Annotated in this window: 10 protein-coding genes; 3 read left to right on the forward strand and 7 right to left on the reverse strand. The window is 67.0% G+C overall.

What is annotated here, in order from left to right:
- Positions 1–29: 29 nt before the first annotated feature.
- The 6 genes from EV644_RS30580 to EV644_RS30605 form a co-directional block, all read right to left on the reverse strand.
- Entirely contained in the window at positions 30–2,087 is a 2,058-nt protein-coding gene (locus EV644_RS30580; RefSeq protein WP_199240079.1) for a beta-galactosidase, read from the reverse strand.
- A 26-nt stretch (positions 2,088–2,113) separates the two neighbouring features.
- Positions 2,114–2,965, reverse strand: a complete 852-nt coding sequence (locus EV644_RS30585) for a carbohydrate ABC transporter permease (RefSeq protein WP_199240080.1) — start codon at positions 2,963–2,965, stop codon at positions 2,114–2,116.
- Positions 2,962–3,903 (reverse strand): carbohydrate ABC transporter permease, encoded by a 942-nt coding sequence (locus EV644_RS30590; protein WP_132192481.1) that lies wholly within the window; start codon positions 3,901–3,903, stop codon positions 2,962–2,964. Before EV644_RS30590 ends, EV644_RS30585 begins: the two co-directional genes overlap by 4 nt.
- Positions 3,900–5,282 carry an ABC transporter substrate-binding protein gene (locus tag EV644_RS30595; RefSeq protein WP_199240081.1) on the reverse strand — a complete coding sequence of 461 codons (1,383 nt, stop codon included), beginning with the start codon at positions 5,280–5,282 and terminating at the stop codon, positions 3,900–3,902. Before EV644_RS30595 ends, EV644_RS30590 begins: the two co-directional genes overlap by 4 nt.
- A 92-nt stretch (positions 5,283–5,374) precedes the next feature.
- Positions 5,375–6,436, reverse strand: coding sequence for a LacI family DNA-binding transcriptional regulator (locus EV644_RS30600; RefSeq protein ID WP_132192483.1), 1,062 nt, complete (start codon positions 6,434–6,436; stop codon positions 5,375–5,377).
- A gap of 107 nt (positions 6,437–6,543) precedes the next feature.
- Entirely contained in the window at positions 6,544–7,083 is a 540-nt protein-coding gene (locus tag EV644_RS30605) for a YbhB/YbcL family Raf kinase inhibitor-like protein (RefSeq protein WP_199240082.1), read from the reverse strand.
- A gap of 642 nt (positions 7,084–7,725) precedes the next feature.
- On the opposite strand from EV644_RS30605, the gene EV644_RS30615 reads away from it, so the two are divergent.
- Genes EV644_RS30615 through EV644_RS30625 form a run of 3 tightly spaced genes read left to right on the forward strand, consistent with a single transcriptional unit; the run spans position 7,726 to position 11,824 of the window.
- A complete protein-coding gene (locus EV644_RS30615; RefSeq protein ID WP_241999010.1) occupies positions 7,726–9,729 on the forward strand; it encodes an APC family permease in 2,004 nt (667 codons plus the stop codon).
- Between the two features lie 5 nt (positions 9,730–9,734).
- Positions 9,735–11,153 (forward strand): sensor histidine kinase, encoded by a 1,419-nt coding sequence (locus EV644_RS30620; protein WP_132192487.1) that lies wholly within the window; start codon positions 9,735–9,737, stop codon positions 11,151–11,153.
- Positions 11,150–11,824 carry a response regulator gene (locus tag EV644_RS30625; protein WP_132192489.1) on the forward strand — a complete coding sequence of 225 codons (675 nt, stop codon included), beginning with the start codon at positions 11,150–11,152 and terminating at the stop codon, positions 11,822–11,824. Before EV644_RS30620 ends, EV644_RS30625 begins: the two co-directional genes overlap by 4 nt.
- A 38-nt stretch (positions 11,825–11,862) precedes the next feature.
- Here EV644_RS30625 and EV644_RS46670 read toward each other — a convergent pair whose 3' ends face one another.
- Positions 11,863–12,000 carry a hypothetical protein gene (locus tag EV644_RS46670; RefSeq protein ID WP_241999012.1) on the reverse strand — a complete coding sequence of 46 codons (138 nt, stop codon included), beginning with the start codon at positions 11,998–12,000 and terminating at the stop codon, positions 11,863–11,865.
- Positions 12,001–12,365: the final 365 nt, after the last annotated feature.

A 12,365-nucleotide genomic window follows, 5' to 3' on the forward strand; every position in this document is an offset into this window, starting at 1 on the left:
AGTAGTTGCGGTGACGGCGGCGGATACGGCTACTGATCCGATTCGACGAGCACTCGCACGTCCCACGGTCCGAGCTCGAGCTTCCCGTTCACCGGTTCGTCCGAGAGCACGTCGTGAACGGGAGCGGGCAGGTCGAGGCTGTGGTCGTCCCACGACCAGTTGTGGACGAACCGAACCCGCCGGCCGTCCGCTGCGGTCGCGGACGTGACTGTCACACTGCTCGGCAGATCAGTCAAGGACACCGGCCGGATCCACCGGAACAGAGCAGCCGCCAGCGCGGGGTTCGGAACTGTACCCACGTAGGTGATCCGGCCGGAGCCGTGTGCCCGGGTGGTTATCGCCGGCCACTGCGCGAAGTGTGGGTGGTCGTAGCCCGCCAGCACATCGGCTCCGTCGAGCTGAAGTCCGTCGACCCAACGGGTGGCCGCCGCGTCGTCGCCGAGTTCCAGGCCGCCGGTCTCGCTGCCGCGGACACTGAGATTCACGCTCAGGTTGCTGTACTCGTCGTACCAGACGCCTGCTGCGGTGGCGAGTCTGGCGGGCTGGATGTCGGTGCGGGCGCGCGCCTCGCGGTCCGCGTATCCGGTCCGCGGCCCGACGACGAGGTGACCGCCTGCCTCGGCGTACGCGACCAGTTGGTCCAGCAGTTCGTTGTTGGCCAGATAGAGCGCCGGTACGACGAGAACCGGCTGATTCTCGACCGAGCCGGTGAACTGGCTCGCGTGCACGATGCGTACCTGTAGGCCGGCGTCGAAAGCTCCACGGTAGAAGGGATCGAAGAACCCGTTGTACGAGCGTTCGTCCGGGCTGCCGTCCTCGTGCGCGAGCGCCGGGTACTTCTGCATCAGCCACTTGCTCGGCATCGAGTAGAGCATCGTCACGTCGCTGTCCGGGGTGAGACCTGCCACCACTGATCCCGCTGCCTCTAATTCGGCGCCGAGTCGCGCGATCTCCCGGTAGGTACGGCCAGGCCGGCCGCTGTGGGGGAGGACTCCGCCCCAGTAGGTCTCCGCGCCGAAGTGCAATGTGTGCCAGTGCCAATACTCGATCATGCTGGCCCCACGCGACACGAGCGCCCACGCTGCCTGCCGCCACTGACCGTCGTACGCGGGACGGTTGTTCCACGGATAGCCGATGGACTGTGCATTGGTCTCGGTCACGAGGAACGGGCGCTGCTGTGACGAGTACATCCGGTCCGCGCTGAGGTAGAGCGCCCACGTGCCGCTGGTGGTCCAGCCCTGTTGAGCTGGACCGGCCTGTGGGTGCGAGAGTCCCTCCTGCGTCGCGTAATAGGCGTTTCCGGTGGTCACGTCGAGACGCCGTACCAGCTCGTCGTCGGCGAGTGCCGGACGCTCGTACGCGATGCAGGTCGTGACGAACTGGTCCGGCCGTGCGTACTCGCGGACGATGTCGGCCTGCCAGCCGATGAACTCAGTGGTCTGGTCTGCCTGGAACTGCCGCCATGCCACGTCGTACTGCGGCTGCACGTTGCCGTCGGGCGTCCACAGATCGGCCCAGTCCGACAGCCGGTGGGACCAGTACACGAGTCCCCACTCGTCGTTCAGCGTCTGCACGTCGCCGTACCTGTGCCGCAGGCTGTCCACGAACCGCTGGAACACCCCGCGGTTGTGCAGCAACTCGTTCCCGGGCTCGTTGTCGACCTGGAACCCGATCACCGCCGGATGACCGGCGTACCGCTCGGCGATCCTGCGGATCACCCGCTCGGCGTGGAACCGGAAGCCGGGATGGGTGAAGTCGACCTCCTGTCGCGCGCCCCAGCCGATGCGCTGACCCGTCCTCCGCTCACCGGTGATCTCCGGGTAGAGCCGCGCCAGCCACGGCGGTACGGCGTACGTCGGGGTGCCGAGCAGGACCGCGATGTCACGTTCGTGGGCACCGTCGAGGACGGGTTGCAACCAGTCCAGCTCGAAGCGCCCGTTCTCCGGCTCCCAGGTGGACCAGACCGACTCACCCACCCGGATCACCGAGAAGTGGGCCGCGGCCATCTGATCGAGATCCTGCTCGAGACGATCCTGCGGTTGGTACTCGTGGTAGTACGCACCTCCGAAGAGCACGCGTTCGTGCACAACTTCTCCAATGGTAGAAGGGAGAACTAGCCCTTGACGCTGCCTGTGGACAGTCCGGACTGCCAGTACCGCTGCAGCAGCAGGAAGGCGGCGATCAGCGGGATCACGGACAGGAACGATCCGGTGATCACCAAGGACAGGACGGCTCCGGTCGTGCCGCCACCGGCGCTGGCCTGCGACGACCACTGCGCGAGCCCCAGCGTGATCGGGTACAGATCAGGGTTGTTGAGCATGATCAGCGGCAGGAAGTAGTTGTTCCAGGTCGCGACCAGCGTGAACAGCACCACCGTGACGATGCCTGGGGCAAGCATCCGGAGCGCGACCTGGAAGAAGATCCGGAACTCGCCCGCGCCGTCGATCCGGGCGGCCTCGATGATCCCGTCCGGAACCGCGTCCTGCGCATAGATGCGCATCAGGAACAGGCCGAACGGGCTGACCAGCGACGGCAGGATGATCGCCCACGGCGTGTTCACCAGACTCGCCTTGCTGAACAGCAGGTACGTCGGGATGGCGAGCGCCGTGGTCGGCACCATGATCGCGCCGAGCACCAGCCCGAACATCGCGCCGTTCCCCCGGAACCGGTACTTCGCGAAGCCGTAACCGCCGAGCGCGCAGAGGAACGCGGCCCCGCCCGCACTGACCACCGAGTAGAAGATCGTGTTGCCCATCCAGCGGGAGAACACCCATCCGCCGTTCGTCACGGTCTCGCGAATGTTGGACAGCAGCGAGAAGTCGCTCGCGAACCACAGGCCGAAGCTCGAGAACAGGTCGCCCACCGTCTTCGTCGATGCGACGAACAACCAGAACAACGGCAACAGGAAGTAGATCAGTAACGCCACCATGCCGAGGGTGAGCACGTTGCTGCGTCGCTCTCTCATGACCGGCTCCTCCGGGACGTGACGAACAGAACGGCGTACGACGCGACGACTATCACGGTGCCGAGGAAGAACGAGACCGCCGCGGCGTAGTTCACCTCCTGGCCGGTGAAGGCGAGGGTGTAGGCGTAGAGATTCGGCGTGTAGGCGCTGTCGATGACGCTGGGGGCCAGGCGCTGCATCAACTGAGGTTCGTTGAACAACTGGAAGCTGCCGATGACCGAGAAGATCAGGCAAACCAGCAGTGCCGGCCGGAGTGCCGGGATCTTGATGCTCCACGCGGTCCGGATCGCTCCGGCGCCGTCCACCGCGGCGGCCTCGTAGAGGTCGTGCGGCACGGCCCGGAGAGCGGCGTACAGGATGATCATGTTGTAGCCGGTGAACTCCCAGGTGACGATGTTCGCGATGGAGCCGAGCATCCAGTCGCTGCTGAGGAACTTCGGTGCCGGCAGGCTCAACTTGCCGGCGAGTTGGGCGAACGGACCGAAATCCTGGCCGTAGAGGTAGCCCCACATCAGCGTGGCGACCACACTCGGGACCGCGTACGGCAGGAAGATGGCGAGCCGGAAGGTCTTCGCCATTCGCAGCAGCCCGCTGTCGATGGCCAGCGCCGCCAGCAACGCGATCGCCAGCATGATCGGCACCTGGATCAGGCAGAACAGCGCGACCCGGCCCATGCCTGCCAGCAGCCGGGGATCGGTCAGGGCCCGCGTGTAGTTGCCGAGCCCGGAGAACACCGTGCCGCCGATCAACCGCTCCTGGAACAGGCTCAGGTACGCCGCATACGCCAGTGGCAACACCAGCAGGCCCAGGAACACCAGCATGAACGGCGCGACGAAGAGGTAGCCGGTGCGGGCGTGGCTCACGCCACGCCCCCGCCGACGAACCTCACTACGGCTCGGCGCCCGCGCCCCGAGCCGATCGGCGGTGTTGATGCTCATTGCCCGACCTTGAAGCCCTGGTTCTCCGCGTACGTCGTAGTCCGCTCCTGCCACTGGTCGAGTGCGGCGCTGGTGTCGCTCTTGTTCGCGAACGACTTACCGACGGTCTCGCCCCAGTCGCTGTAGGCCTGATCCAGGAACGGCGGCCACTGGAACTTCGTGTCCACGGTGTCGCTGATCCCGGCGAACAGCTTGTTCACCGTCTGGCCGCCGTAGAAGGGCAGCGGGCGGTCGACGAACGAGGTGTCGGCCAGCAGGGCCTTCGTCACCGGGAAGAGGAACTGCTGGGTCGCGAACATCTTCGTCGACTCGGGATCGGTATTGATGAATTCGGCCAGCTTCGCCGCCGCGATCGGGTTCTTCGTCCCCTGCACGACCGCTGTCGTCGAACCGCCCCAGTTGCCGGAGACGTTCTTGCCCGCATCCCATTGGGGGAGCGGTGCCGCACGCCACTTGCCGCTGGTCGCCTTCGCGCTGCCTTCGAGGAAGACCGGGCCCCACGCGGCGGTGAGCCAGGTGGCGTACTTGCCACGGTTCAGCGCCTGGTACCACTGGTCGTTGAAGTCGGCATCGGCCGAGATCGCGCCGTCCTTGATCAGGCCGCTCCAGTAGTCGGCGAGCTTCTTGGACTCCGCACCGTTCAGATCGATCTTGACCGAGTCGGCCCCGGTATTCTCGAACGGCTTCACGCCCGCCTGCCAGAGCAGGCCGAACCACACCCCGGCCTGGCTCTGCGCGAGGTTCGTCATGAAGACCTTGGGATCTGCGGAGTGCAACTTCCGGGCCGCCGCGGCGAACTCGTCCCAGGTCTTCGGTACGGCGATGCCGTACTTGTCGAAGATGTCCTTGCGGTACAGCATCCCCATCGGCCCGCTGTCCTGCGGGATCGCCCAGACCTGGCCGTCGGAGCCGACCACCTGCTGCCAGGTCCACGGCACGAACTTGTCCTTCAGCGCCTCGCCGCCGTACGGGCGCAGGTCCATCAGGCTCTTGGTGATCGAGAACGTCGGGATGTACTGGAACTCGATCTGGACGGCGTCCGGGAAGCCGGTGCCGGCCTTCAAGGCGGTGCGCAGCTTGGTGTACTGCGGGGTTCCCTGGCCGGCGTTGACCACCTTCACCTTGATCGCGGGGTACTTCTTCTGGAACAGGTCGACTTCCTTCTGGATGTTCGGCACCCAGGTCCAGAATGTCAGCTCGGTGGGCGTGGACATGGCCTTGTCGATGTCTGCCTGGCTGACGGTCTTGGCCGCCGCGGGCTGACCGCCGGAGCCGTCGCCGCCACCGCCGCAGGCGGCCAGGGCGAGACTGCCGCTGAGGACGAGCGCCGCGGCGAGCGCAACTCGCCGCCGCAGGGATGTGCGTTGGAAACGAGACACGTGGAACAACTCCTTGGGATCTGAGCAGAGCTTCGCCCGGGGTCGCGGCCTCGGCCGGCAGGTGCGGACCGCCCGTCAGGGCGGACGTGCGTTCAGCGGTGGGTGCGGCTCCGCCCACGCGGAGCAGCGGTCGAGCGGCGGATGACCAGCCGGAGCGGCGGTGGCTCCGGTGTGGGAGACCGGTCGCCGGTGGGCGACTCGATCTCCTTGACGAGGTTCGCGATCCCGCGGGCGACGTGGACGTCGAAGTCCTGCGGGACGGTGGTGAGTGACGGCGTCAGGAACGCCGCCGTCGGGATGTCGTCGAATCCGACGATGCTGACGTCATCGGGGACCGATCGGCCGGCCTCGGTGAGCGCGCGCAGTACACCGATGGCCATGTCGTCGTTGGCGACGAAGATCGCGGTGACGTCATCGTCGGCAGCCAGCTCCCGACCGGCTGCGTAGCCGGACGCCGGGAGCCAATCACCTTCCAGTACAGGGGGTTCCGGGACGCCGGCGTCGGCCAAGGCCTGTCGCCAGCCCGCCAGCCGGTCCCGGGCGGCCCACCAGCGTTGCGGGCCGGCGACGTGCCAGACCGTCCGGTGCCCGAGACCGAGCAGATGTTCGGTCGCGGCCCGGCCGGCGCCGACGTTGTCGCCGCCGGTGTCCAGGCTCGGCTTCGCGCTGAGACCCGGGAGCCGGCCGAAACTGAGTACCGGGATGTCGACGTCGATCGGCTGGGCGTCGCCCTCGTCGATCGGTTCGGACAGGATGATGCCGTCCACTCCCTGCACGAGCAGGTGCTCGATCGCGTCGGCGACGGTGTCGCCTTCGAGGGTGTTGACGATGCTGACCGAGTAGCCGGTGGTGCGGAGGGCGCGTTCGATCGCCACCAACTGCGTCGCCGGACCGAACAGCGCCGTACCGAGGCACACGACTCCGATCCGGTGGGTGCGGCCGGAGTTCAGCGCGCGGGCGGCGTCGTTGCGGCGGTACCCGAGCTCCCGCATCGCGGCCTGGACCCGGAGCCGGACCTCCTCCTTGACGTACGGCTCGCCGTTCAGGACACGCGACACGGTCTTCTGCGAGACGCCCGCGAGCCGGGCGACGTCCGTGCTCCCCGGACGGCGGCGCGCATGACCGCCCTCGGAAGCCCGTTTCGCCACGGTCATGACCATCACCTCGGGTGTGTTCTGACTGCTTCTGACTACGCAGTCAGATTCTGTCTACGTAGTCAGAAGGTCAATGGCTCGTGACCTGTGATCTGGGTCACATCAGGTCAGCGGGAGTACTGGGCGGTGAGACGGCCGCGGGCGATGGTCTTGGCGTCGATCGCCTTCAGGGCATCGTCGAGGCCGGCGCCGTCCAGGAGGCCTGTCGGTCCGGACAACGCATAGACGGTGAAGCGATAGTGGTGCGTTCCGCTCGGCGGGCAGGGACCGTAGTACCCGGTCTTGCCGCCCGAGTTCTTCGCCTGCTTCACGCCCGGCGGCACCCCGCCTTCTGCCAGTGAGGCGGCTGTTGCTTCGAGGTCGAGCACGACCCAGTGGGTGAAGGTGCCCCGGGGTGCGTCAGGGTCGTCGACGACCAGGGCCAGGGCTCCGGCGTTCGCCGGGATGTCCTTCCAGGCCAGCGGTGGCGGCACACCCTCGCCGTCGCAGGTGTACTTGCGCGGGATCGTCTCGCCGTCGCGGAATGCCGGACTGGTCACGGTGATGCTGGAGGGTGCGGTCACGGCAGGCTCCTTCCCGTTCTCGGCACCGCCGCAGGCGGCCGTGCCGAGAAGCACGGTCATCCACAGCAGTAGCCGCAGTCGCACCCTTTCACGGTACTTGTTATCGATCCGGCACGAAGACGACGTCACCAGCGGTAACTGGCGCCCGCTCGACCGAGGCGATCACTCGTGCTGCCCGGGGGCGCCAAGGTCGTCACCCTGCTCCAGCCATTCATCGCGGCCTCGCTTGCGAGGTACGGCCAATCCGGCACCGGGCCCTGGATGATGTGGCTCGACGAAGCCTTCGACGGCGTCGACCGTGGGAGAAGCTGGACGGGAAGCCGCTGACGGTGAAGCTTCTGTTCCGGTGAACGGACGACCAACACCTCCGCGCTCGCACGCACGACGAGCTGGTCTGGAAGCCAGCGCGCTCGGCAAGGCGGGGGTAATCCCGATGCCGAAGAAGGACGCCCGCGGCAGGCGTCACTACAAGACCAACCTGTTCCACTTCCTATTCCGCTACTTGAACTCCGGCGAGGGCGACGTACCACCAGTCACCCGCGAAGTCCTCCGCCGCGCCGAACCCAACCGCTCCAACCGCCCCTGGGTCCACGTGGCTGACGACCTGCGACAGGCCGTCAAGGCAGCGTCAAGATCGGTGGCCCTGGTGTTAGAAAGGCGTCAAGACAGGAACTCCGTCGCACCCGGTCGGGTTGGCTTGGGGTTGTGAGTAGTCGGATCCTTCAGGTGCCCAAGCGTCTTCTGGTGGGTCGCCCGATCCGCAGCGCGCTGAGCAGCGAGCAACTGCTGCCCAAGAAGCTCGCCTTGCCGGTCTTCTGCAGTGACCCGCTGTCGTCGAACGCCTACGCGACCGAAGAGATCCTGTTGATGCTCAGCCTCGGCGGGCTGGCGTTGTTCCATCTGACCTGGTGGGTGGCCGGGGCAGTCATCGTGCTGCTGCTCGTGGTCGTCGCGTCGTACCGGCAGACCTGTCACGCTTATCCGAACGGTGGTGGCGCCTACGCGGTGGCCGGCGCGAACCTCGGCCGAGACGCTTCGCTGATCGCGGCGAGCGCGCTCCTGGTGGACTATGTGCTGACTGTCGCGGTGTCAGTCGCCGCGGGCGTCGCGAACATCGTGTCGGCCTTCCCGGCACTGGTGCCACACGCGGTCTCGGTGTCGATCGGGCTGGTCGCCGTACTGGCGTTGCTGAACCTGCGCGGCGTCCGTGAGTCGGGCACGATATTCGCGATCCCGACATACGGCTTCGTGATCAGCGTCTTCATCATGATCGCAATGGGCCTGGCCCGGATGGCCGGCGGTGATACTCCGGCGGCGGAGTCGGCGTCGTATGGAATCCGGCCGGATCACCAGGCGACTGGGCTGCTGCTGGTAGCCCTTGTGCTGCGGGCGTTCGCCTCCGGCTGTACCGCGCTGACCGGCGTCGAGGCGGTGAGCAACGGTGTACCGAACTTCAAGAAGCCCAAGAGCGACAACGCGGCCAACACGCTGGCGATCATGGGCGGGCTGACCATCACCATGTTCGCCGGGCTCACCGCGCTCGCGCTCGCCACCCACGTGCATGTCGTGGACGACACCACCCGGCTGATCGGTGCGCCCGACGACTACTCCCAGCGGACAGTGATCGCCCAGCTGGGTGCGGCTGTGTTCGGCAGCGACTCGATCTTGTTCTACGTCGTCCAGGTGTTCACTGCGGCGATCCTGGTGCTTGCGGCGAACACCGCGTTCAACGGGTTCCCGATCCTCGCGTCGATCCTGGGCGGCGACGGCTACCTGCCGCGGCAGTTGCACCGGCGCGGGGACCGGCTCGTGTTCAGCAACGGCATCGTCATCCTCGCCGCGCTGGCCGGCCTGTTGATCTGGGCGTTCGACGCGAGTACGACGCGGTTGATCCAGCTGTACATCATCGGTGTATTCGTGTCCTTCACGCTCAGCCAGTGGGGCATGATCCGGCACTGGACGACCCGGCTCAGGCCATCCGACGGCAGCCTCGCACCGAGCAGGGCCGCCCGGCGATCGATGCACCGCGCCCGGCTCATCAACGGCGTCGGTGCGGTCGTCACCGGCCTGGTGCTGATCGTCGTACTCGTCACCAAGTTCACCCACGGGGCGTACATCGTGGTGATCGCGATGCCGTCGCTGTACCTGCTGATGCGCGGGATCCAGCGCCACTACGACCGGATCGCGATCGAGACCAGGCCGAGGCCGGGCGGGGTGACGCTGCCGGCACGGATCCATGGCGTCGTCCTGGTGTCGAAGCTGCACGAGCCCACCCTGCGCGCCCTGGCCTTCGCCCGCGCTACCCGCCCGACCACCCTGACGGCGGTGACCGTGGACCAGGACCCTGACGAGACCGAGGCCCTGGTCCGGGAGTGGGATGAGCGGCAAATCCCGGTTCCGCTCAAGATCCTCAACTCGCCGTACCGCGACATCACCGGACCGGTGCTTGCCTATGTCAAAGACATCGGCACGAAGAGCCCTCGCGACGTGGTGTGCGTCTTCATCCCCGAGTACGTCGTAGGTCATTGGTGGGAGCAGCTACTGCACAATCAGAGCGCACTGCGACTCAAAGCACGGCTGCTGTTCCAGCCGGGCGTGATGGTCACCAACGTTCCATGGCAGATGGGCTCCTCCGGGGCTGTGCAAGGGCGTTCGGAAGGGAATGCTCAGGTGGTGTCCGCTGGGGGTGACCTGGCGAGCGACACCCCGAAGTCTGCTGTGTCACGCTAAGCAATGTGGCGCAGAGGGACAGTACAGACTCCGCTGGTGGTCGGAGAGCGTTGCCGCGCCTGGCGACCGGTTTGTCCCCGGTACGGCGATCAGCCGGACTCGCAGCAGGCGTTGTCGGGCTACCGATCGTCACTACCGTCCTCGTCGAACTGCGCTCGCAGCTGTCCCTCGAAAGCGTGCTACTGCTGTACCTGCTCGCGGTCGTCCTCGTCGCCGTCATCGGTGGCATCCTGCCGGCCATTGTCGCCGCTGTCCTGTCGGTCCTGCTGGCCAACTACTTCTTCACCCCGCCCTTTCACACGCTCTTCGTGGAACAGCGCGACAGCGTGGTCGCGCTGATCGTGTTCGTGCTCGTCGCGCTCACGGTCAGCGTCACGGTGGACCTCGCCGCACGACGACGAGTGGCTGCCGTCCGAAGCCGCATGGAGGCGCAGATGCTCTCCGACCTCGCCGCACAGCCTGTGACGGAACGATCGCTGAAAGGCGTCCTGGAACAGGTGCGCGACACGTTCGCGATGACGTCGGTGGCGTTGCTGGTACGGCGCGGCGAGCACGACGAGATCGGCGCGATCGTCGGCCCGCCTCTGCACGGCCATCCCACCATCACCGCCGCAGCCGGGCCAGGCCTCCGCCTCGTTGCTGAAGGCCCCGAACTGTTCGCCGAGGACCGCGGCCTGCTGAACAGGTTAGCCATCGCCGCGGCACGAGCTTGGGACACCCAGCAGCTCGCCGGCGAGGCCCGCGGACTGGCAGAGATCGACCGGCTGCGCACCGCACTGCTCGCCGCGGTCGGCCACGATCTGCGCACGCCGCTGGCCGGAATCAAGGCGGCCGCGTCCACGCTGCGGCAGAAGGACGTCGCCTGGACGGAGGCGGAGCGGGCCGAGCTGTACGAGACCATCGAGGAGTCCGCCGACCGGCTCGACGATCTGATCTCCAACCTGCTGGCGATGAGCCGCCTGCAGGCCGGTGCAGTTTCGGTCCACCTCGTCGCGACCGCCCTCGACGAGGTCGTCGCCAGGGCACTGATCCACCTCCACGGCGACGGTGTGCAGGTCGACGTACCCGATGATCTGCCCCTTGCGCTGATCGATCCCGGACTGCTCGAGCGTGTCATCGCCAATCTGGTAGACAATGCGCGCCGCTACTCACCGCGCGGCACCGCGGTCCACGTGCACGGGTCGGTCGAAGCACCAGGATCGGTTCTGCTGCGCATCGTCGACTCAGGCCCTGGCGTCGCAGCCAAGGACCGGGACCGAATGTTCGCGCCGTTCCAGCGGCTCGACGACCGATCCGCGGGTGGAGTCGGCCTCGGACTGGCCTTGGCCCGCGGCTTCACCGAGGCGATGGGCGGCAGCATCACGCCCTCGGACACGCCCGGTGGCGGACTCACCATGGCCCTTTCATTGCCGGTGGCAACATGAGCCGGGTACTGGTTGTCGAGGACGACGCGCAGTTGCTGCGGGCTCTCAGGATCAATCTGCGCGCCCGGCAGTACGACGTCGACGTCGCCCCCGACGGAGCAAGCGCGCTGTCCGTCGCGGCCCGGTTTCCACCGGACCTTGTGATCCTGGACCTCGGGCTGCCCGACATGGACGGCGTCGAGGTCGTGCACGCCCTGCGCGGCTGGTCATCGGCGCCGATCCTGGTGCTGTCTGCACGCGGCGCACAGGCGGAGAAGGTGACCGCGCTCGACGCCGGCGCCGACGACTACGTCACCAAGCCCTTCGGCATGGACGAACTACTCGCCCGCATCCGCTCCGCGCTGCGCCGCGCAACCCCGGCCGACACCGCCCCGATCATCCGTACGGACGCGTTCACCATCGATCTCGCCGCCAAACGGCTGACCACCGACGAAGGCGAGGTCCGGCTGACACCGACAGAATGGCACCTGCTCGAGATCCTGGTCCGCAACCCCAACAAGCTCCTCAGCCAGCGACACCTGCTCAACGAGGTGTGGGGACCGTCCTACGAGACCGAGACCAACTACCTGCGCGTCTACATCGCACAACTGCGGCGCAAGCTCGAGCCCGATCCCTCCCGCCCCAGACACCTCCTCACCGAACCCGGCATGGGCTACCGCTTCCAACCGTGACGAGCTGCCTTCGCCCCAGTACGGCGGCGCCGCAGGATCTAGTCGAGCAGCCGATCCAGCTCGTCCCCCGCCTCGTCGTACCCGGCATCCCGGATCCGCTGCAGTTCCAGCAGGTCACTCGCCGCTACTGCCCGCCGAGTCGGGTGCTCGCCCGCCCGCTCGCAGCCCTCGTCCAACAGCTCATTCAGTGCGTCGACGTCGCCACGCTCCTCCGCCAGATCCGCAAAGCTTGTCCAACGCCTTCTCGTTCCCCTCGTCGGCCAGTGCCCGCAGGGATCCCCAGTTCGCCATAGCCCCATCGTCCACCGTTGAGCTCTCGCCGACTTCTGCGCTGTGTGCCAAGGCGAGTAGGACGGCGTGATCCGATCGTCTCTGCTCGGCGCTGTCGGCCAGGCCGGGAGTTGAGGGAGGCGTTCGCGGACGCGTTGGTGCATCTTTGCCTGTCTGGCCTTGACGACCTTCTTCAGACCCTGGGTGTCGGGCGCTGGCAGGGCGATTGCCCTGCGCCACAAAATCCCGCAAGAACTGCCTGATCGGCGCC

The sequence above is a fragment of the Kribbella orskensis genome, from assembly GCF_004342085.1.
Taxonomy (GTDB): Bacteria; Actinomycetota; Actinomycetes; order Propionibacteriales; family Kribbellaceae; genus Kribbella; species Kribbella orskensis.